This window comes from Chryseobacterium tagetis (genome assembly GCF_016735585.2).
In the GTDB taxonomy this organism is placed as follows: domain Bacteria; phylum Bacteroidota; class Bacteroidia; order Flavobacteriales; family Weeksellaceae; genus Chryseobacterium; species Chryseobacterium tagetis.
Window position 1 is genome coordinate 349,334 of sequence record NZ_JAERSE020000003.1, and the last position, 22,128, is coordinate 371,461.

General features: G+C 35.0%; 19 protein-coding genes. 15 read left to right on the top strand and 4 right to left on the bottom strand.

What is annotated here, in order from left to right; all coding sequences use genetic code 11:
* Positions 1–2 precede the first annotated feature (2 nt).
* The 5 genes from JI747_RS11630 to JI747_RS11650 all read left to right on the top strand — a co-directional run bounded on the left by JI747_RS11630 (position 3) and on the right by JI747_RS11650 (position 5,332).
* Entirely contained in the window at positions 3–1,553 is a 1,551-nt protein-coding gene (locus JI747_RS11630; RefSeq protein ID WP_225688832.1) for a GMC family oxidoreductase, read from the top strand.
* Complete coding sequence (locus tag JI747_RS11635; RefSeq protein ID WP_225688834.1) at positions 1,507–2,103, top strand: PaaI family thioesterase; 597 nt, start codon at positions 1,507–1,509, stop codon at positions 2,101–2,103. Before JI747_RS11630 ends, JI747_RS11635 begins: the two co-directional genes overlap by 47 nt.
* A gap of 78 nt (positions 2,104–2,181) precedes the next feature.
* The gene (locus tag JI747_RS11640) at positions 2,182–2,526 is read left to right on the top strand and encodes a phage holin family protein (RefSeq protein WP_039367826.1); all 345 of its coding nucleotides are present in this window, start codon (positions 2,182–2,184) and stop codon (positions 2,524–2,526) included.
* A 194-nt stretch (positions 2,527–2,720) separates the two neighbouring features.
* Entirely contained in the window at positions 2,721–4,715 is a 1,995-nt protein-coding gene (locus JI747_RS11645; protein ID WP_225688836.1) for a S9 family peptidase, read from the top strand.
* A gap of 128 nt (positions 4,716–4,843) precedes the next feature.
* The gene (locus tag JI747_RS11650) at positions 4,844–5,332 is read left to right on the top strand and encodes a DNA-deoxyinosine glycosylase (RefSeq protein ID WP_225688837.1); all 489 of its coding nucleotides are present in this window, start codon (positions 4,844–4,846) and stop codon (positions 5,330–5,332) included.
* A gap of 70 nt (positions 5,333–5,402) precedes the next feature.
* On the opposite strand, the gene JI747_RS11655 is transcribed toward JI747_RS11650, so the two are convergent.
* Positions 5,403–6,476: a serine hydrolase domain-containing protein gene (locus JI747_RS11655; protein ID WP_225688839.1), complete on the bottom strand. Its 1,074-nt coding sequence runs from the start codon at positions 6,474–6,476 to the stop codon at positions 5,403–5,405.
* Between the two features lie 320 nt (positions 6,477–6,796).
* On the opposite strand from JI747_RS11655, the gene queA reads away from it, so the two are divergent.
* The 5 genes from queA to JI747_RS11680 all read left to right on the top strand — a co-directional run bounded on the left by queA (position 6,797) and on the right by JI747_RS11680 (position 12,003).
* Complete coding sequence (gene queA, locus JI747_RS11660; protein ID WP_225688841.1) at positions 6,797–7,846, top strand: tRNA preQ1(34) S-adenosylmethionine ribosyltransferase-isomerase QueA; 1,050 nt, start codon at positions 6,797–6,799, stop codon at positions 7,844–7,846.
* Positions 7,847–7,917: 71 nt separating this feature from the next.
* A complete protein-coding gene (rlmN, locus tag JI747_RS11665) occupies positions 7,918–8,952 on the top strand; it encodes a 23S rRNA (adenine(2503)-C(2))-methyltransferase RlmN (RefSeq protein ID WP_225688843.1) in 1,035 nt (344 codons plus the stop codon).
* Positions 8,953–9,043: 91 nt separating this feature from the next.
* Positions 9,044–9,970 carry a sterol desaturase family protein gene (locus JI747_RS11670; protein ID WP_225688845.1) on the top strand — a complete coding sequence of 309 codons (927 nt, stop codon included), beginning with the start codon at positions 9,044–9,046 and terminating at the stop codon, positions 9,968–9,970.
* Between the two features lie 74 nt (positions 9,971–10,044).
* On the top strand, positions 10,045–10,953 hold the full coding sequence (locus tag JI747_RS11675) for a hypothetical protein (RefSeq protein ID WP_225688847.1): 909 nt from the start codon (positions 10,045–10,047) through the stop codon (positions 10,951–10,953).
* 72 nt (positions 10,954–11,025) lie between these two features.
* Complete coding sequence (locus JI747_RS11680; RefSeq protein ID WP_225688849.1) at positions 11,026–12,003, top strand: polyprenyl synthetase family protein; 978 nt, start codon at positions 11,026–11,028, stop codon at positions 12,001–12,003.
* On the opposite strand, the gene JI747_RS11685 is transcribed toward JI747_RS11680, so the two are convergent.
* Positions 12,004–12,297, bottom strand: a complete 294-nt coding sequence (locus JI747_RS11685) for a hypothetical protein (protein ID WP_225688851.1) — start codon at positions 12,295–12,297, stop codon at positions 12,004–12,006.
* Between the two features lie 137 nt (positions 12,298–12,434).
* Here JI747_RS11685 and JI747_RS11690 point away from each other — a divergent pair, with 137 nt between their 5' ends.
* Positions 12,435–14,867 carry an alpha-ketoacid dehydrogenase subunit alpha/beta gene (locus JI747_RS11690; protein ID WP_225688853.1) on the top strand — a complete coding sequence of 811 codons (2,433 nt, stop codon included), beginning with the start codon at positions 12,435–12,437 and terminating at the stop codon, positions 14,865–14,867.
* Positions 14,868–14,957: 90 nt separating this feature from the next.
* Entirely contained in the window at positions 14,958–15,773 is an 816-nt protein-coding gene (locus tag JI747_RS11695; RefSeq protein WP_225688855.1) for a hypothetical protein, read from the top strand.
* Positions 15,774–15,775: 2 nt separating this feature from the next.
* On the opposite strand, the gene JI747_RS11700 is transcribed toward JI747_RS11695, so the two are convergent.
* Positions 15,776–16,165, bottom strand: coding sequence for a winged helix-turn-helix transcriptional regulator (locus tag JI747_RS11700; protein WP_225688857.1), 390 nt, complete (start codon positions 16,163–16,165; stop codon positions 15,776–15,778).
* 122 nt (positions 16,166–16,287) lie between these two features.
* Between JI747_RS11700 and JI747_RS11705 the strand changes: the two genes are divergently transcribed.
* Positions 16,288–17,349 carry an NADH:flavin oxidoreductase gene (locus JI747_RS11705; RefSeq protein WP_225688859.1) on the top strand — a complete coding sequence of 354 codons (1,062 nt, stop codon included), beginning with the start codon at positions 16,288–16,290 and terminating at the stop codon, positions 17,347–17,349.
* Between the two features lie 360 nt (positions 17,350–17,709).
* On the opposite strand, the gene JI747_RS11710 is transcribed toward JI747_RS11705, so the two are convergent.
* On the bottom strand, positions 17,710–18,912 hold the full coding sequence (locus JI747_RS11710; RefSeq protein WP_225688861.1) for a C1 family peptidase: 1,203 nt from the start codon (positions 18,910–18,912) through the stop codon (positions 17,710–17,712).
* Between the two features lie 234 nt (positions 18,913–19,146).
* Here JI747_RS11710 and JI747_RS11715 point away from each other — a divergent pair, with 234 nt between their 5' ends.
* Positions 19,147–19,665, top strand: coding sequence for an RNA polymerase sigma factor (locus tag JI747_RS11715; protein WP_225688863.1), 519 nt, complete (start codon positions 19,147–19,149; stop codon positions 19,663–19,665).
* Between the two features lie 12 nt (positions 19,666–19,677).
* Positions 19,678–22,074 (top strand): vWA domain-containing protein, encoded by a 2,397-nt coding sequence (locus JI747_RS11720; RefSeq protein WP_225688865.1) that lies wholly within the window; start codon positions 19,678–19,680, stop codon positions 22,072–22,074.
* The last annotated feature ends 54 nt before the right edge of the window (positions 22,075–22,128 follow it).

Here is a 22,128-nt window from a genome sequence, read left to right on the forward strand (position 1 = left end):
ATATGAAATACGATTTTATCATTGTCGGATCAGGTTCGGCAGGTGCAGTAATTGCTAATAGATTAAGCGAAAACTCAACTATAAATGTACTTCTTTTAGAAGCAGGTTCAGAAGACAATATTCCCGAAGTTCATGCACAGGCAGGTTGGCCTGCAATATGGAATACGGAGAGAGACTGGGCATATCACACAGTTCCTCAGGAAAGTGGTGGAAACAATGCAAGATATTGGCCGAGAGGAAAAACATTGGGCGGTTCAAGTTCCATCAACGGAATGATTTACATCAGAGGTCACAGACAGGATTACGATCATTGGGCGTATAACGGATGTGTAGGTTGGGACTGGGAAAATGTTTTGCCTTATTTCAAAAAGTCCGAAACACACGAAAATGGTGAAGATGAAACTCACGGAGGAAACGGACCTCTTTTTGTGAGCCGTATCAAAACTCCGAATCCAATTTCTATAAGCGCTCTTAAAGCCTGTACAGAATTAGGATTTCCTGAAACGGATGATTTTAATAAAGAAATTTGGGGATCAGGTTTAAACCATCTTACAGTTGGTAAGGACGGAAAAAGATGTTCTACCGCAAAAGCTTTTTTAGACCCTGTAAAATCGAGAGAAAATTTGGAAATTCATACCAACGCACTAGCTCAGAAGTTACTTTTTGAAGGTGATCGATGTGTTGGGGTTTTATATTTAAAAAACGGAGAATTAGTAGAAGCAAGAGCCGATAAAGAAGTGATTGTTTCCTGCGGAACGATAGAATCTGCGAAACTTCTGATGCTTTCAGGGATTGGAGATAAAAATGAGCTCGAATCTGTCGGTATTTCTGTTGTAAAAGACCTGAAAGGAGTGGGTAAAAATCTTCAGGATCATCTTTTGACCAGTGTTATTTTTAAAGCTAAAAAAGAAATTCCGGCTCCGGAAGCCAATCTTTTGGAAGCACAATTATTCTGGAAAAGTAAAAAAGAAATGGTTTTTCCGGACCTGCAGCCTTTGTTTATGGGGCTTCCGTATTACAGTCCCGGTTTTACAGGTCCTGAAAATGCGTTCACTTTCTGTGCCGGATTTATCCGTCCTGCAAGTCGTGGGTATATCAGATTAACTTCGTCAGATCCGTCAGTTTCACCGGAAATAGATCCAAAATATCTTTCTGAAGAATCTGATCTGGAAGCATTGTACAGATGTGTTGAAATCTGCCGTGAAATGGGAAGAACCGAAGCCATGAAAGAATGGAATGACGGTGAAATTTATCCGGGAGAAGGCAAAACCAAAGAAGAAGTCTTAGATTATATTAAAAAATCCTGCTCAACCTATCATCACATGACAGGAACCTGCAAAATGGGAATCGACAGCCATTCAGTTGTTGACCCGAGACTAAAAGTTTACGGAATCAAAGGATTGCGTGTTGCGGATGCTTCCATTATGCCGGATGTGGTTTCAGGAAATACCAATGCTCCGACCATTATGATTGGGGAAAAAGCTGCTGATATGATCAAAGAAGATCATGAAATTAAACAGGCAAGTTCCTCAAAAAATATGTCATTGGCGTAACATTGCTTCAATTAATGTAAAAGAAAGTTCAGAAATTCAAAAGTTATCTCATGAAAATGAGGTAACTTTTTTATCTTTAATTCAAATAAAAACTTTGCAGGGCTTACCTTTGCAGCAAACAGAATATATGACTCCGGAAAAAAGAAAACTCATTACAGACAGCTTCAGCCGCTCCGAAACCCTGAAATTTTACAAAGCAGAATTATTGGCGGTAGAAACCGATTATATTTCCATCAAAATTCCAAAAATGGAAATGATGACCAGAAAAGCAGGAATGTTCAATGGTGCGATGATCGCTTCTTTGGTAGATGTTTCTTCGGGATATGCTGCTGTAAGTCATTATGCAGAAGACTGCTATGTGGTGACGGTTGAGCTGAAGGTCAATTATTTAAGACCGGCGATAGGAGATGCACTGGTTTCAAAATCTTATGTGATAAAAGGAGGAGGAAAGATAAGTGTGGTAAGAACAGAAATTTATGTTGTAGATGAAAACGGGGAAAATGAAAGCCATGCAGCGACTTCATTGGTAACCATGATGAAGATAAAATAAACAGGATAAAACTTTTTCACATGAAAATGGAATGAGTTTTGTTCGGTGGTTACTACGAATAATAAAAAAATAAATAACATGAACTTAATTATCCGATTACTGATCACTGCAATTGTAGCATATCTTTTAACGAAAATTTTGCCGGGAGTACATTTTGAAGGATTCAGTACAGCGATTATTTTTGCCATCGTTCTGGGCGTTCTGAATGTAATTGTAAAACCGATATTAAGCTTATTCGGATTACCACTTACCATTATTACGCTGGGATTCTTTGCCTTAGTAATCAATGCTTTAATTATTTTGATCGCAGATTATTTTATTGATAGTATGGAAATCAATGGTTTCTGGTGGGCGTTTATTTTCAGTATTTTGCTGTCTATTATTACCTCTTTGGCCAATTCTATCTTTTCAGATGGAGATTAATGAAAAATCTCTTTAATAATACAAGTATAATCCGTCAGTTTTTAATTGGCGGATTTTCTTTTTAAAACACAAATAACTTAAATGTTAATTCTTTCGTTCATTTTTATTTTAAATATTAACTTTGGCAATCTTTGAATTTAGGATGGTGAAGTCTTATCAGATTTTACAGATCCGCTAAAAATGAATATCAGAATATGAAACTTAAGTACAGTCTGCTGGCTTTGGCAGCTCCGCTTTTAATGAATGCACAACAACTAATGACGCCTGAGATCCTATGGACTTTGAAAAAAGTGGGAGTACAGGCAGTTTCACCGGATCAGTCTTCACTTATCTACAAAGTGGGACAGGTTGATCTTAAAACTGAAAAAACGAAAAGTGAGAACTATTTCTTAAACGTTCTTAATAATCAGTCTGCAAAAATCGATTTTGGCAAAAAAGCACTTATCCAGTGGGATAAAAACGGAATCTATGCTCAGGAAGGTGACAAGATTTTTCTTTCAAAAGACAATGGTAAAACATGGTCAGAATTTTACACGATCGGTGAAGCTGATAATGTGGTAATTTCTCCAGACGGTAAAAAAATCGCTTTCAGTAAGCAGGTTTTGGTGGAAAAAGTAATGGGAAAAGACAAATATTCCGATACCCCAAAAACGACTGCACAAGTTTATACAGATCTGAATCACAGACATTGGGATTACTTCAATGAAGGAAAATACAATCATGTTTTTGTAGTAAATGTTTCTGATAAAGCAGATTCTGCAAAAGATTTATTGGAAGGAAAAATGTGGGATTCTCCGCAAAGACCTTTCGGTGGGGCAGAAGATTTCATCTGGAGCCCGGATTCTGCACAGCTTTTATACGTAACGAAACCGAAAAGCGGAAAAGAATATTCTACAAGTACCAATACAGATATTTTCGCGTATGATTTGGCTTCAGGAACTACAAAAAACCTGACAGAAGCTAATAAAGGATACGATGTAAACCCAAAATTTAGTCCAGACGGAAAATCTTTGATCTGGCAGAGTATGGCCAGAGACGGTTATGAAGCTGACAAGAATGATGTAAAAATCATGGACTGGAAATCTGGAAAAATTTCAAACTTAACGAGTGGTTGGGATGAAAGTGTTTCTGGTGATGTTTTCTGGAGCGGAGATTCTAAAACAATTTATTTCACAGCAGCTTTCAAAGGAACAAAACAACTGTTCTCTTTAGATCCGAAAAATAATAAAGTTCAGCAGATCACAAAAGGTGATTTTGATGTGAATGAAATTTTTGCAGATCAGAAAAACTCACTGTTGGTAGGAAGAACAGACATCAACCATGCCACAGATATTTTCTCTGTCAATATTAAAAACGGAGAAATGAAGCAGATCACAGAAGCGAATAAAGACATGTACTCTAAATTGGCTCAGGGAAAATCTGAATTGAAAATGGTGAAAACTTCGGACGGAAAAGAAATGGGAGTATGGTTCCATTATCCGCCGAACTTCGATCCAAGTAAAAAATATCCGACTTTAGTATATTGTCAGGGAGGTCCGCAATCTGCATTAACACAGTTTTTCAGCACAAGATGGAACTTTGCTTTAATGGCAGCAAACGGATACATCGTAGTGGCTCCAAACAGAAGAGGAATGCCGGGTTGGGGAACAAAATGGAATGAAGAAATCTCAAGAGATTGGGGAGGACAGCCAATGAGAGATTATTTGGCAGCTACAGACTATGCTAAAACATTACCTTACGTAGATGGAGACAGAGTAGCAGCTGTTGGAGCAAGTTATGGAGGATATAGTGTATTTATGTTAGCTGGAATTCACGAGAATAGATTCAAAACATTTATCGCTCACGATGGACTGTTTGATATGAAATCTTGGTATTTAACAACCGAAGAACTTTGGTTTGCGAATTGGGATTTAGGTTCTCCATGGGAAAAACCACAACCAAAAGCGTATACGGAATTTAATCCAAGTAATTTTGTTGATAAATGGAATAAGCCAATTATGATCGTTCAGGGAGGAATTGACTTCAGAGTTCCTTACGAGCAAGGTCAGGAAGCTTTCCAGGCTGCAAAAATGAGAGGATTGAAATCAAAACTGGTATATTTCCCGAATGAAAATCACTGGGTGCTTCATCCGCAAAATGGATTGGTTTGGCAAAGAGAATTCTTTGATTGGTTGAAAGAAACACTTTAAAAATTAAAAGATAAGAATGAATAATTAAAAATAAATTGTTCTGAAAAATATCAATAGGAGCGGGCTTTAGCCCGCTTTTTGTTTTATAATAGGTAAATGGCTTTAGCCAAAATTTATATATTTGAATCATGCAAAACAGAATTTCTTCCTTTCCTCCGATCATTGATGAGACCTCTAAGATTTTAATTTTAGGTTCAATTCCCGGAGTGAAATCATTGGAAAAACAACAATATTATGCTCATCCGCAAAACAAATTCTGGAAAATCATTTTTGAATTGTTTAATGAAGATTTCACCGATGATTATGAGGAAAGAATTAATATACTAAAGAAAAACCACATTGCGCTTTGGGATGTTATCGATTCCTGCGAAAGAAAAGGAAGCCTCGATTCTGAAATTAAAAATGAAGAAGCCAATCAGATTGAAGAGCTTTTAGAACAATATCCGGACATTACAGCTATTTTTTGCAACGGAGGAAAATCATATAAAAACCTACAAAAAGTTTTAGGGAAAAATTTTAAAACCCCAATTATATTAATGCCCTCAACAAGCCCGCTTCACACAGTTTCTTTTGAAAAAAAATTAGAAGACTGGAAATCGATTCTGAATTTTCTTTAAACTATTTTTAATTTAATCTAAATGCTTAATTCTGATCTTTTCTAAACGGTTTTATTGTGCGAAATGAAATCTATTTTTTATAATAAGCAGTAAGGATTTTTTCCCTCATTTTATTAAGATACTTAATATCCTTGGTGTTGGATAAAATGAAAAGGGAAATACCTTTATCAATTAAATGAACCCAGTTTGCGCTGTGTCCATATCCTTCACCTTGACGTTCTGCAAAAAGAGTCTCAACATTCCCGAATTTTTTCGGATATACCCAGAAACTGAATGCCGTATCTCCAAGTTCAGGATAAGGCGTAAGCATTGTATCCATAGTTGTTTTCTTGATCAAAGTATGATTGAAAATTGCCTGGTCAAATACCAGAAGATCTTTTGGAGTAGAATACATTGCTCCGGCACAATAAAGATTATCAATATACATATTGGTAGGCATGTGGAGGGCAAAAGGATCTGAATCATCGGCAGAATAGCCTTCATCAAGATTTTTAATAATGTCATTATGATGAAGAAATCCCGTATCGGACATTTTTAAAGGAGTTAAAATTTGTTCCTTTAAAACCTCTTCAAAAGGCTTGTTGTAAATGTTCTCTATGATTTTACCGAGAAGGATATAATCCCCATTATTATACTCAAATTTTGTTCCCGGCTTATTGATGAGCTTTTCCGATAAAAATGTTGTGATAAAATCATCAAGATTCCAGATCGTATTGTCATAAGCCTGATGAATAAACTCGGATGAACTGATATCTTTGTTTTCACGTCCGCTGCTGTAAGTTAACAGGTTTCTGATGGTGGCTTTTTGAGCAGCTTCGCCTTTATATTCGGGATAGTAAGTAGAAATGGTGGCGTCTAAATTTATTTTTCCTCTTTCATACAGCTGCATGATAAGAACTGCCGTAAAAGTTTTTGTAAGCGAGAAAATATGAAATCTTGTTCCATTTGAAAAAGGAATAGTATAATGCCTGTTCGATAAACCTTTATAAGTAATTAATTCAATTTTGCCATTTTTAGCTAACAGTACAGAACCATTGAAATTGTCTTTTTTTACACAGGAATCAATTACTTTTTCGACTTTTTGCATCTGTGAATGCATTGTATTGGCGGTTATCAATAAAAGTACAAACAATAAATTTTTCATGGCTGTATATTTTTAACAATATCGAAGTATTTATGTGGTAAAAATAACCAATTGTTGATTACGTAATTAAAATTAATGATAATAATGAGTTACCAATTCTATAAACTTCCTTTTCCGATCAAACTTTTCAAAGAAACATTGATTTAATAAGCTTTAAAACTTCATTACTGAAAGCTTTTTGATAAATTTCTAGGCACTCTAGTCACTGTTTTTTAACGGATGCAAAATAACACTTGACAAAGGGGTGTTTAATGTCGTATATTTGCACCTCGAAAATTACAGCTTGTAATTTCAATAATTTTTAAACCGTAATTTAAAAAATGAAAACATCAGATTTTAATTTTGATCTTCCTGCAGAATTATTGGCAGAACATCCATCAGAGCACAGAGACGAAGCCAGATTAATGGTTTTGGACAGAAAAACTGAAACAATCCAACACAAATTGTTTAAAGATGTTGTTGATTATTTCGACGAAGGAGATCTTTTTATCTTCAACAATACTAAAGTTTTCCCTGCTCGTCTTTACGGAAACAAAGAAAAAACAGGAGCTAAAATTGAAGTTTTCTTGTTGAGAGAGCTTGATAAAGAAACTCGTGTTTGGGATGTTTTGGTAGATCCGGCAAGAAAAATCAGAATTGGTAATAAATTATTCTTCACTGAAGATGAATCTTTGGTAGCTGAGGTTATTGATAATACAACTTCAAGAGGGAGAACATTGAGATTCTTATTTGATGGTTCTTATGAAGAATTCAGAACTAAATTAAAAGAATTAGGAGAAACTCCGCTTCCAAAATATATCAAAAGAGACGTTGAACCTGAAGATGCTGAAAGATACCAAACGATCTACGCAAAAGTAGAAGGAGCGGTTGCGGCACCTACTGCAGGTCTTCACTTCTCAAAGCATTTGATGAAGAAATTGGAAATCAAAGGAATCGATTTTGCAGAAGTTACCCTTCACGTTGGTTTAGGAACATTCAACCCTATTGAAGTGGAAGACCTTTCTAAGCACAAAATGGAATCTGAAGAAATTTTCATCGATGAGAAAAATGCTCAGATCATCAATAATGCTGTTGAAGCAAACAGAAGAGTTTGTGCTGTTGGAACAACAACAATGAGAACGCTTGAAACTTCAGTTTCTTCAAATAAGAAAATCTCTGCATTCCACGGTTGGACAAATAAATTCATTTATCCGCCACACGATTTCGGAGTTGCAAACTGTATGATTACCAACTTCCACACGCCAAAATCTACATTACTTATGATGATTGCAGCGTTTGCAGGAAAAGATTTTATTATGCATGCTTATGAAGAAGCCGTAAAAGAGAAGTATAAATTCTACTCTTACGGAGATGCAATGTTAATTATTTAATTGAGATACTAGGTTTCAGGTTGCAGGTAGTAGTTACCTGCGACCTGAAACCTAAAATCTAAAACCTTACAATGAAAGATATCAGAACTTTATCATTAGACCAGCTTAAAGACTATTTTGTGTCTTTAGGAGAGAAGCCGTTTCGTGCGAAGCAGGTGTATGACTGGTTGTGGAGTAAAAATCTCCATTCTATTGATGAGATGACGAATCTTTCAAAACCACTTCGGGATAAAATCTCTGAAGAATATACCATAAACCCGGTTTCAGTTGATTTGCTTCAGAAAAGCTCTGACGGAACGATTAAAAATGGAGTGAAACTTCATGACGGTTTAATGGTGGAATCCGTTTTGATTCCTACGGAAACCAGAACGACAGCTTGTGTCTCTTCACAGGTAGGTTGCTCTCTAAACTGCGAATTTTGTGCAACAGCGAGACTCAAAAGAATGAGAAATCTTGAAGTTGCGGAAATCGTGGATCAGGTTGCCCTGATTGACAGCCAAAGTAAAATGTATTTTGACAGACCGCTTTCCAATATCGTTTTTATGGGAATGGGAGAGCCGATGATGAATTACAAGAATGTAGTGGAAGCGATCAGAAAAATCACACAACCGGAAGGTTTGGGCATGTCTCCGAGAAGAATTACTGTTTCTACATCCGGAATTCCAAAGATGATCAAAATGTTGGCTGATGACGAACTACGTGTAAAATTAGCATTGTCATTGCACTCTGCTATAGAATCCAAGCGTAATGAAATCATGCCGTTCTCCGATAAATTTCCTTTAACGGATATTATGGAGGCACTTCAATATTGGTATAAAAAAACAGGCTCTGTCATTACTTTCGAATATTGTGTTTGGAAAGGAATCAATGATGGAGATGAAGATATCAAAGCTTTGATCAAATACTGTAAGCAGGTTCCTTCTAAAGTGAATCTTATTCAATACAATCCGATTGGTGACGGAAAATATGACCAATGCAATAAACAAGCGGAAGAAAACTATGTTCGTCAGCTTGAAAATGCAGGAGTTACTGTTATGATCCGTAAAAGTCGCGGTGGAGATATTGATGCAGCTTGCGGACAGCTTGCCAATAAAGTGACGGATTAAAATTTCATTAAAAAAATCAAAAAATATTCTTAACGAATTCTTAAAATCCTAAATTTGTACTTAAACTAAGTAACAGATAATGGATTACTTTATGAGTGAAAATGGACTGGAAAGTGTGTATGCTTGGGCTATTCCTGTTCATGCTGTCGTTATTTTGGCGGAAATGATTTACAGCAGTGTAGCACAGGCGCATTTGTACAGTCGAAAAGATTTGTTTACCAATATTTACCTTGCCTTGATGAACTTCAGTTTGGATCTTGTGATGAAGGCTTTCGCAATGGGCGTAATGTTCTTTTTCTATAGTTTCAGGCTGTTCGATTTTGATATGGGTACTTGGTATTATTGGGTGCTGTGTTTCCTAGTGACAGATTTGGCGTATTATTTCCATCATTTGGTAGATCATAAATCAAGAGCATTTTGGGCAGTTCATATTACCCATCATAATTCTGAATATTTTAACTTAACAACAGGCTTCCGAAGCCCGGTTTTCCAACCTTTATATCGCTATTTATTTTTCTCCCCTTTAGCATTTTTGGGCTTTAATCCTTGGACGATCATGGTTTGTTATGCTGTTGGACAGGTTTACGGAACTTGGGTGCATACACAAACGGTGAAAAAGATGGGTTTTTTAGAATATATTTTGGTGACGCCTTCTCATCACCGTGTTCATCATGGATGCAATATCAAATATCTTGACAGAAATATGGGAATGGTTTTCATATTCTGGGATAAAATTTTCGGGACTTTTGAACCTGAAGACCCTAAAGTTCCCGTGAAATTTGGAATTTATCCTAAAATGCCGGATGACGGGCCGATCACGACTTTGCTCTACGAATGGCAAAAAATAGCAAAAGACCTTAAGCAACCCAATCTTACGATGAAAGACCGTTTTAATTATATATTCAATTCTCCGGGATGGCGACATGATGGGAAAGGGAAAACGGTGAAAGATTACCAACGGGAATATTGGGCAAAGAAAAACAGAAAAAAAGAAAAGATTCAAGAGAAATCTGCATAATCAAAGATGGGCTTTTGCTCATCTTTTGTTTTTAGAATCTTATAGCAGTACTTATAAAATCTTAATTTTACTCAATGAAAAAGTTTTTCCTAATTGTTTCTCTCTCAATTTCTACAATTTCATTTTCGCAGCAAGCCGATTTTCTGAAGATCAGAAAATACAGAGTGAATTATTTGGACACAAAAATTCAGGAAACATCAGGATTAAGTCTGCTGAACGGAAAACTTTATACCTTTAATGACAGCGGAAATACTCCTGACCTTTTTGAAATCAATAAAGATAATGGAGAAATTGTACAAATATTTAAAACTAATTTAATCAACACCGATTGGGAGGCTTTGACGAACGATGGTGAAAACTTCTATGTGGGTGATTTTGGGAATAATACAGGCACAAGGAAAGATCTAGCCATTTATAAAGTTCCTTATGAAAAACTTAAACAGATAAATACTAATCAGGTTTCAGGCTCAGAAAGACCTTTAGATGGTATTGTCATTTCATTTTTTTATCCTGAACAAACCGATTTTACACCTAAGAATCTAAAAACCGATTTCGATGCAGAAGCTATGATTTATTTAAACGGTAAAATTCATCTTTTTACTAAAGAATGGGCTTCAAAATCAACAACACATTATATTATAGATCCTACAATTTCAGAAAAACAGGAAGCGAAAAAAATCGAAGCTTTTAAAACCAATTTTGTGGTGACCGATGCAGCTTATTTCGAGAAAAAACTTTATTTGGTAGGCTACACAAAGAAAACGGAAGTCTTTTTAAATATTTATACAGAAACAGAACCCGGAATATTTTTTAAAGAAAATCCGAAACATTATTATCTGGGAACTGCTCTTTCAATCGGGCAGATCGAAGGAGTTGCGGTGGATGGATCAGGGATCTATATTTCCGGAGAGAAATTCCATTCTCCGTTGGGAGGGGCAAAACAAAGTCTATATTTTATTCCAAAAGATAAACTCAAAGATTAATTTCCCTTAAAATTAACTTAAAAAAATTATCTTTGTGATAATTAATAATTATTTATCCATCATTCGCAGATTGTGGCAAACATCGTAGAAGAAATCAAGCAACCGATCAATGAGGAAATGAAACTTTTCGAGCAGAAGTTTTATGAATCAATGCAGAGCAAAGTACCTTTATTAGATAAAGTCACTCGTTTTATCGTTACAACAAAAGGAAAGCAGATGCGTCCTATGTTTGTTTTTCTTTGTGCTAAGCTTATCGGAGATGTAAACGAAAAAACCTATCGTGGTGCCTCTATGATCGAATTGATTCACACCGCGACTTTGGTTCATGATGATGTGGTGGATGAAAGTTTTAAAAGACGTAATTTTTTCTCAATCAATGCGCTGTGGAAAAATAAAATTGCGGTTTTAGTAGGTGATTTTCTGCTGTCAAAGGCTGTTTTGCTTTCTACAGACCATAAAGATTACGATTTACTTGCCGTAATTTCAAGAACGATTCGTGAAATGTCTGAAGGAGAGCTTCTCCAATTGGAAAAAGCCAGAAAACTGGATATTACCGAAGATGTTTACTATGAAATTATCCGCCAAAAAACAGCGACTCTAATTGCCGCTTGTTGTGAGATCGGAGTGTTATCAAATAATGCCGATGAACATTTGGCAAAAAAAATGATGGATTTCGGAACCTATACAGGAATGGCATTCCAGATTAAAGACGACCTTTTTGATTATTTAAGCTCTAATGTGATCGGAAAACCGGTTGGAATTGACATTAAAGAGCAAAAAATGACGCTTCCTTTAATTCATACTTTAAAAATAGCCAACGAAAAAGATAAAAAATACTATTTTAATACCATAAAACGGTATAATAACGATCAAAAACGTGTTAAAGAGTTGATAAATTTCGTGAAATCTTCTGGTGGACTTGATTATGCTATTTCTGTGATGAAAGATTTTCAGCAGAAAGCTAAAAATATTCTTAACGAATTCCCTGATTCTGAGCCTAAAAAAGCATTACACCTGATGCTTGATTATGTAATTGAAAGAAAATTTTAATTAAATAATTTTCATTGTTACAATAATAACAGCTAAGATAATACAAAATAAAGCGGTCAAAAATAAATAATCCGCAATGGTTTCAAACTTGTTTCCTCGTTTTTCGTTCATTGATCTGATGGATAGGAAAGAAAAGAAACAACTGAATGCAAAACATAAACACGCCACACCCGCGAATTCATCTAAATAGGTACTGTGGCTCATTTTAGAGATCTTTAAAGACGTTATAATCAATAAAGAAAACCCTAAAAGATTGCTCGATGCATTCAATATATGTGTTGACTTTTTTTCCATCTATACAAATTTAGCTAAAATAAAGCACAATTTTTTTTATTATCAAATTTTTAAAAAAGATTAATAAAAATTAAAATTAATTTAAAAAGTGTATATTAGCAAAATACTTCGAGAATTTAAAAATTTTATATTTGGCTATGCAAACAACCTATATTGAAACACAGCAAATTTCCTTTCAAGATTTTAAAAATCAGATACTTGAAGACTACAAGTTAGGAAGAATTTCTCGTGAAATGTCTTATTTGGGCAGAAGAGAAGTTCTTACGGGAAAAGCTAAATTTGGTATTTTTGGGGATGGTAAAGAGCTTCCTCAGCTTGCAATGGCGAAAGTTTTCAAAAATGGAGACTTCCGTTCAGGATATTATAGAGATCAGACTTTTGCATTGGCTGTAGATGCATTGACAGTAGAGAGTTTCTTCGCACAGTTATATGCAGATACAAGTGTTGAAAGAGAGCCTGCATCAGCAGGAAGACAAATGAACGGTCACTTTGCAACCAGAAGTTTGAATGAAGACGGAAGCTGGAAAGATTTGACGGCTCAGAAAAATATTTCTTCAGATATTTCTCCTACAGCAGGACAAATGCCTAGATTATTAGGATTGGCTCAAGCTTCAAAAATATATAAATCAGTTAAATTCGAAGGTTCTGAAAAATTCTCAAAAGAAGGTAACGAAATCGCTTTTGGAACAATTGGAGACGCTTCTACAGCAGAAGGTCATTTCTGGGAAACATTGAACGCGGCTTGTGCACTTCAGGTTCCTATGGTTGTTTCGATTTGGGATGATGGTTACGGAATTTCAGTGCCTACAAAAAATCAGAGAGCCAAAGCAGATATTGCAGAAATGTTGAGCGGTTTCCAAAGAAAAGAAGGTGAAGCTCAAGGTTGTGAAATCATTCAGGTAAAAGCTTGGGATTATGCAGCATTATTAGATGCTTACGCGAGAGCAGAACAATTTGCAAGAATGGAATCTGTACCTGTTGTAGTTCACGTAATTGAGGTGACACAGCCACAAGGTCACTCGACTTCAGGATCTCACGAAAGATATAAAAATGAAGAGCGTTTAGCTTGGGAATCTCAGTTTGATGGATTAGTAAAATTCAAAGAGTGGATTTTAAACTATTCAATCGAAATTGATGGGAAAGAAGAGGTTTTAGCTACTGCTGAAGAATTGGAGTCAATTGATGAAGAAGCTAAAAAAACGGTAAAAGCCGGACAAAAACTAGCTTGGGAAAACTATCAAAAAACAATTACAGATTTAATCGGTTCAGTATTACCTTTAGTTGAAAATCTGAAAGGACAAAATAGTGAAATTGAAAACTATATCAATCAGTTCAATAAATTAGTTTCAAAAGCCAAGAAAGATGTTTTCCATTTGGTGAGAAGATCTTTATTGGCAACAAGAGGAACAAATTCTGCGGAAAGAAACCAATTGATGCAGAAATACAATGAGATTTTTGAGGTTGAAAAAGACAATTATTCTTCTCATTTATATTCTCAGTCTCAATGGAAAGCGGAGAACGTACAGGAAATCAAACCGATCTATTCTGATGCTTCGGAAGATGTTGACGGAAGAGTAGTGGTAAGAAATAACTTCGACAAGATTTTTGAAAAATATCCTGAAACTTTAGTATTTGGCGAAGATGCCGGAAATATCGGTGACGTAAACCAAGGGCTTGAAGGAATGCAGGAAAAATACGGTGATGTTCGTGTTGCCGATACAGGAATCCGTGAAGCTACGATTTTGGGTCAGGGAATCGGAATGGCAATGAGAGGTCTAAGACCTATCGCAGAAATCCAGTATTTAGACTATATTTTATACTGTTTACAGGGAATGAGTGATGATTTGGCTACTGTTCAATACAGAACTAAAGGAGGTCAGAAATCGCCTGTAATCATCAGAACAAGAGGTCACAGATTAGAAGGAGTTTGGCATTCAGGTTCTCCAATGGCGGGAATTCTGAACCTTTCAAAAGGTATTTTGGTATTAGTCCCAAGAAACTTGACGAAAGCTGCAGGATTCTATAACACAATGCTTCAAAGCGATGATCCAGCTGTGATTGTTGAATGTCTGAACGGATACAGATTAAAAGAAAAACAACCGGATAACTTAGGTGAATTCACTGTTCCTGTTGGAAAAATTGAAGTTACAAAAGAAGGAGCTGATGTTACATTGGTAACGTACGGTTCTACTTGGAGAATTGTAATGGAAGCAGCAGAAGAACTTGGTAAACTTGGAATCTCTGCAGAAGTGATTGATGTTCAGTCTTTAATTCCTTTCGATTTAACGCACGAAATTGCTGAATCTGTAAAGAAAACAAACAGGTTGGTCGTAATCGACGAAGATGTTGAAGGCGGAACCTCAGCGTTTATCCTTCAGCAGATTTTAGAAAAGCAAAAAGCATTCAGATTCTTAGATTCTGATCCGTTGACAATTTCTGCAAATGATCACAGACCTGCATATGCAAGTGACGGAGATTATTTCTCTAAGCCATCTACAGATGATATGGTTGAAAAAATCTACGCCATGTTTAATGAAACAAATCCTCAGAAATATCCTGCGATATTTTAATTGAGCTTTTAGATAAATTTTGAAACCGCTTTCTTTTGGGAGGCGGTTTTTTATTGATTTAAATTTTTAAATTTGGTTTAACGATCTTCCATGAAAAATATTTTAAATCAAATAGCACAAAGACAAATTGATAGTCTTTCTATAATTCGAAATCATACTTGTGTTTTAATAAAAAATTATTACAATTATAAAGTTCATGGAACTGGCGTATTTATAAAAATAGGAAACTTACATTTGCTCGTTTCTGCGGCTCATGTATTCGACGACTTTCATGAGTTATTTATACCAATAAATAATGGTGAAACATTAATAAAGCCTGGGGGTAGAATTATAGTTAATAATCCAAAATCATCAAGGGATAAGGATGAATTAGATATAGGAATTGTGATTTTGGATGCCCTTACAATAAAAGATTTAAAAAAGGATTATAATTTTGTAAATGAAAATAATTTAGAAATAAACCACAAAAATAATTATTTCCGTAATTATATTATTTGGGGATACCCTTCAAGTTGGTCAAAAAAATCTATTTCAAGAAATTCATTTCATTCCCGACCTTTCATTCATTTCACAAAATGTGCTGATGTTTCTGAATATAAGAAATTTAATAGATATGAATTCTTAAATTTAATAGTTAATTATGACAGACAAAATGTTTTAAACTTTAAATCTAGAAACTTTAGTTTTGGACCTGATTTATTTGGAATTAGCGGTTGTGGATTATGGTATTTGAATCCTGAAGATTATAATAAAAATGCTAATCCAAAGTTAGTAGGAATAATGACAGATTGGACAATTTCTAATAAGAACAATCTTATTGCAACTCGGATTGATGCAATTACTGAATTTTTACGGAAGAACGAAGGTGTTAATTTTCCGGAATCAAATTTATTCTCTATAAAATAATATCAAACGACAGCCTTTTTTGTATTCTTTTGCTCTAAAAGAGTTTTACAATCTTTCTCTTTCTCCGGATCATACACATGATATTTCTTCTCCCATTCTTCCAGTTGGTATAAAATAGGTAACAATGCCAATCCTTTTTCTGTCAATGAATATTCAACTCTGGGAGGGATTTCTTTAAACTCTTCACGAATCACCAATCCATCGGTTTGCATTTCACGCAACTGGTCCGTTAAAACCTTTCTGGAAATTACATTAATGCGCACTGCAAGTTCTCCAAAGCGTAATTTCCGGTCTTTAATCACCAATACAATGATCGGTTTCCATTTGCTTCCTAAGGCAGACATTGCTTTTCCTAAAGGGCAGCTGTATGCCATTAATTCATTTTGCTTCATATGTTACTTTTACGTTACTAATGTAGGTTACTGCAAAGTTACCACTTTTTTGAATTCAAAAGATACAAAAATGAACTATTATTAGTTACTTTGTGTAACAATTATAAAATATAAATGTAAAGATGAGCACAGAATCATTATTTAAACCTTTTAAATATAAGAATTTAGAACTAAAAAATAGAATCGTAATGGCTCCGATGACGAGAGCTCAATCTGATAATGGGGTTCCGACTCAGCAAATTGCGGATTACTATGCAAGAAGAGCAGCTTCAGAAGTGGGATTGATTCTTTCGGAAGGAACCGTTATCAACAGACCCGGTTCAAAAAATATGCAGAATATCCCTGATTTTTACGGGACTGAAGCATTAAATGGATGGAAAAACGTAATTGATGCCGTTCACGAAAACGGAGGAAAAATGGGCCCTCAAATCTGGCATGTTGGAGATACGAGGAGCTCAGCAGATTATCCTTTGGTAGATATGGAAAAAGCTTCTACGATGACATTGGAAGATATTCAGGATACGATTGCTCAGTTTGCCGCTTCTGCAAAATCTGCAAAAGATCTTGGATTTGATGTCGTTGAAATTCACGGAGCACATGGATATTTAATCGATCAGTTTTTCTGGGAAGTTACAAATACAAGAACGGATGAATATGGTGGAAAAACACTGAAGGAAAGAAGCAGATTTGCAGTAGATATTGTAAAAGCAATCAGAGCTGCAGTAGGAGAGGATTTTACAATTATTATTCGTCTTTCTCAATGGAAACAGCAGGATTATTCTACAAAATTGGCGAATACACCAGAGGAAATGGAAGAGTGGTTATTGCCATTAAAAGAAGCCGGAGTTGATATTTTCCATTGTTCACAAAGACGTTTCTGGGAAGCAGAATTTGAAGGTTCTGATTTAAATTTCGCAGGTTGGGCAAAGAAAATTACAGGTCAGCCAACAATCACGGTAGGTTCTGTAGGTCTTGAAGGAGATTTTATGGGTGCCTTTTCAGGACAGGGAACTGAGAAAGCGGATTTAACGGAATTAACGAAAAGATTAGAAAGAGGTGACTTCGATTTAGTTGCTGTAGGAAGAGCACTTTTACAAGACCCGGAATGGGTGAGAAAAGTAAAAGAAGGAAAAACTGAAGATCTTTTGGATTTCAAAGCTGAAAGTATGGCTGTTTTATTTTAAAAATCAATGATCAATGGTGAATTTGTTTCGCTTTCAATTTTTAACTTGAAAATTCACTTTTGACATTTTAGATATTTTTTTACCTATCAATTATTTTACACGGAACCGCTTCAGGATAACTACTTGAAGCGGTTTTTTGTTTTTTAATTTATTAATTGAGATAGATTAACAGCATTTTTGTCATTCCGTAGGAATCTAAGCTTAATTTTAAAATTACCGTGAATACATACCTTAGATTCCTACGGAATGACAAACTTTGTATAAAACATTATAAAAATAAAACCGTTCTCAAAAATTTGAAAACGGTTTCTTTAACAGATTTAAATATCTAAATTGCCCATAAAAGGCAAAAAGTGATTCTTATAAACCAATGTTCTTGGTGGGCTTCAATTGTTTTTTAATAGACTTTGGAAGCGCATTTTTGTGAACAAGGATTGCTGTCGATTTGTACTCAACATATGGTCTTGTTACGTAGATATACCCTTCGAAATCATTGGTAACACCCCAAGAATTCTTCACCATATAATATTCTTTCCCGGACTGATCTTTTGCCAATCCTACGATGTGCATCCCGTGATCATCTGTTGTAGAAAGATTATTTAGAGCTTTTTGACGCATATCTTCAGTGATCGTTTTGTCTTTTTTCGGTTCTGTGAATAGAGTTCCTTTGTTGTCTTTTGTGATTTGATCTAAATCCATATCCGGAACATAAGCCACTCCATTTTTATAAGAGAAGTACGGTTCTGAAACGTCTGTTGCCCAACCAATAGAATATCCTTTGTCTACAGCATTATCGATAATTGCTGTTAAGTCTTTCATCGGTACATTCCAGTCAGAATCGTGGCTCCAGTTATCAGGAATCGGAACTACAAATTTTTGATAATAAGGATAATCTTTGTAAGAAGAAATTTCTACATAATCTTCAGGATTAATACCTACAACTTCCTTAGCAAAAGTTTGCGGAGTGTAAGATTTTCCATCATACGTAAAGTTGGTTGGAACTTTTCCTAAATATTCATCTAAAATAACATCTACAGAAGCCATCCAGTTATCGGTTAGCTTTCCTTTTGAAGCAGTCTGAACCAAGCTGTCTAAAACAGGTTTTAATTTACCCTGCATTTCAGAGAAATTATTCAATGTTTGTCCAGATTTTAAACCTGTGTAAACATCCTGAGGAACGGCTCCGTATTTTTTGTACATGTTGATAACATCGTGCAGTTCTCCTCCGTCTCCCCAACTGATCGCTCCATTATTTAGAACATATAATTTTGCTTTATCATGATAAGAATTTCTTGCAGTGAAGATTTCCGCCAAATCAACAGGCTTTTTACCCATTCTCTGCATTTCAGATTCAAGGAAAGAATTCCCCGAATAGCTCCAGCAAGTTCCTGAAGAACCTTGGTTTTTCACCGAAGTTGCTCCTACGTCTTTCAACGTTGTGAACTGGAAATTAGCATTTTGAGATTGATTGCTTTTTAGCTTGTTGATTAAGTCATCCTGAGCAAACATCATACTTCCTGCAGACAAAACAAAAAGTAATGACGCAATTTTGGTATTTTTCATTACTATAAAAAGATTATTTATATGAATAGTCGTTCATATTAAAGATTTGTTACAAGCTAAAAAGTTAAATGAGAGATTTAATTTTTTATGAAAAGTATTTTTCAGTTTCTATTATGTTTTGACGATCCTAAAATTGATTATTTAAGAAAAGAAATTTCATATTTTTAAAAAAAGTTTTACATGTTTCCAACCATTTTCAAACTTCCAGCATCTATTAGAGTATAAAGCCAACCTATGGAACACGAATTACTAATAGCATGTCAAAAGAACGACCGCAATGCACAGCGGAAAGTCTACGAAAAGATGGCGGGTAAACTTTACTCGGTTTGCAGACGCTACCTGAAAAATGATGAAGATATTGAAGAAGTACTGGCCGATACTTTTTACAAGATATTTACGAAGCTTGATCAGTTGCAGAATCCGGATATTTTCGAAGCGTGGGCAAAAAAAATTACGGTAAATGAATGCTTACAGAAACTGAGAGCAATGAAAGCACTTCATATTTCTCTGGATGAAAATCTGATTGAGTCTTCAGATGTACCAACAGAAAGCCTTTCTTTCGAAAAAGATATTCTCAAGTTACTCAACTTTCTTCCGGAAGGTTGCAGGGCAATTTTCAATCTTTTTGCCATTGAAGGATATCCGCATAAAGAAATTGCAACCATGCTTTCAATCAGTGAAGGAACATCAAAATCCCAACTGAATTTCGCAAGAAAAAAACTTCAGGAACTTTTGGTTAATCACAACATTTAAAACTTTACAACAATGGAAAATAATCACGATATCGATAAAAAATTCAATGAGGCTTCTAAAGTGGAAGAACCAGCGACTTTTCCTGGTTTTGATAAAGTTTGGGCTCAAGTTGAAGAAAAATTAGATAAAAAAGAAAATAAAAAAAGAATCATCCCGATCTGGCTTCCTTATGGAATTGCCGCAAGTTTGATCATCGGATTGGGAGCATTTTATTTTATTAATAAAAATGATGTTACAGAAACTAATAAACCGGTAATTACTCAGAATACGGTTTCTCCTAAAGTGAATTCAAATGTGCAGACAATTGACAGCACAGTGAAATCTAATATTGAAAAAGAAATAAATTCTCAAAAAGAAGTTCAAAAGCCTGAAGTGTTAGCTTATGAATCAATTACTCCTGAACCAAGTCGTTCTTCTGTTCATTATAATGAATTGTCTATAGATAATTCAAATGTGGCAAAAGATACTATAGCTTACAGAGAACCGGATAATGATGGAGTTTTGGATAAAAAAAATAAAGAAACTAAAATTGAAGAGGTTATGATGATGGGATTTGGACAAAAGAAGACCAATAATTATGTAACAAGTTCTAGTACGGTAGTTTCTTCTCAGCAAATTTCTGGCGCTTTACAAGGAAGAGTCGCAGGAATAGAAGTTTCGGTCTTAGGAAATACGGGAGATATGAATTCCGTTCGTTCTAAGGAATCAAAAATTAGCATTAGAGGATTTAATAGTTTAGCTGGAAATGCTCAACCTTTATATGTGATTAATGGAAAAGTTTCAGATAATAAAGAATTCGGAAAATTAAATCCAAATAGTATTGAAAGCATCAATGTATTAAAAGATACTTCGGCAACTGCAATATATGGAAGCAAAGCTTCGAATGGAGTTATTGTCATTACTACCAAAAAACTGTCAAGAAAAGAAAGAAAGGCTTTTGAAAGACTTCAGAAAATTCAGGACAGTATTAAAAAAGCAAAGAGTATTGAAAAACAAAATAATGAAGAATATGATGCTTTTGTAGAAAACCCTTTTGAGTTAACTAAAAACCAATCGGTATCTACTTTTTCGATTGATGTTGATAATGCTGCCTATTCCAATATCAGAAGAATGATTAATAATGGTGAAATAGTCGATAAAAATGCGGTAAGGATTGAGGAAATGATCAATTATTTTAAATATTCCTATCCTCAACCCCAAAATAACCAGCCTTTTTCCATCAATACAGAATATAATGAGTCTCCTTGGAATCCTAAACATAAGCTGTTAAAGATTGGGCTTCAGGGGAAAAATATTCCGAAGGATCAACTTCCTGCATCTAATTTTGTCTTTTTAATTGATGTTTCAGGTTCAATGAATGAACCCAATAAGTTGCCGCTGCTGAAATCTTCTTTTAAAGTTTTGTTAGATCAGCTAAGACCTAAAGATAAAGTCGGAATTGTAGTATACGCTGGAAGTGCGGGAATGATTCTTCCTCCAACCTCAGCTAGCGAAAAAAATAAAATTATAGAAGCTTTGGATAATCTTCAGGCAGGTGGTAGTACTGCAGGTGGGGAAGGAATTGAACTGGCGTACAAACTTGCTCAGGAAAACTTTATAAAAGGTGGAAATAACCGTGTGATTATTGCTACAGACGGAGATTTTAATGTAGGAGCTTCTTCAACAGGAGATCTACAGACGTTGGTAGAAGAAAAAAGAAAATCGGGAGTTTTCCTTACTTGTTTAGGTTTCGGAATGGGGAATTTTAAAGACAACCGAATGGAAACTTTAGCCAACAAAGGCAACGGGAATTACGCCTATATTGATACTATGCAGGAAGCTAATAAATTTCTCGGAAAAGAATTCGCTGGAAGTATGTATGCAATCGCCAAAGATGTGAAAATTCAGATTGAGTTTAATCCGAAATATGTGAAATCTTACCGTTTAATTGGGTATGAAAACCGAAAATTGAAGAATGAAGATTTTACGAATGATGCTATTGATGCCGGAGAATTGGGAAGTGGACATACTGTTACAGCTTTGTATGAGGTCATTCCGACTGATGTAAATTCTGAGTTTTTACCGAAAGAAAATGATTTAAAATATACTAAGAACACAAATGATGAAAATTTTAATGATGAATTAGCAACCATAAAATTCAGATATAAAAAACCGGACGGTGATAAGAGTTCTGAAATAACTCAGGTTGTCAAAAATACAAATGATTCCCTTTCATCTTCAAGTGATGATTTTAAGTTTGCTTCATCAGTTGCATGGTTTGGTTTGGTGTTAAGGAATTCAAAACTCATTTCAAATACAAATTTAAAAGAAATAGAAAGTCTTGCCAAAAAGGGACGAGGAAAAGATGATGAGGGCTATAGAGCAGAGTTTGTGAGATTGATAGAAAGTTATAAAACACAACAAAAATAGATGATTAGACAGGCATTCGAAAGAATGTCTGTTTTATTTAAAATTTAATTTTCA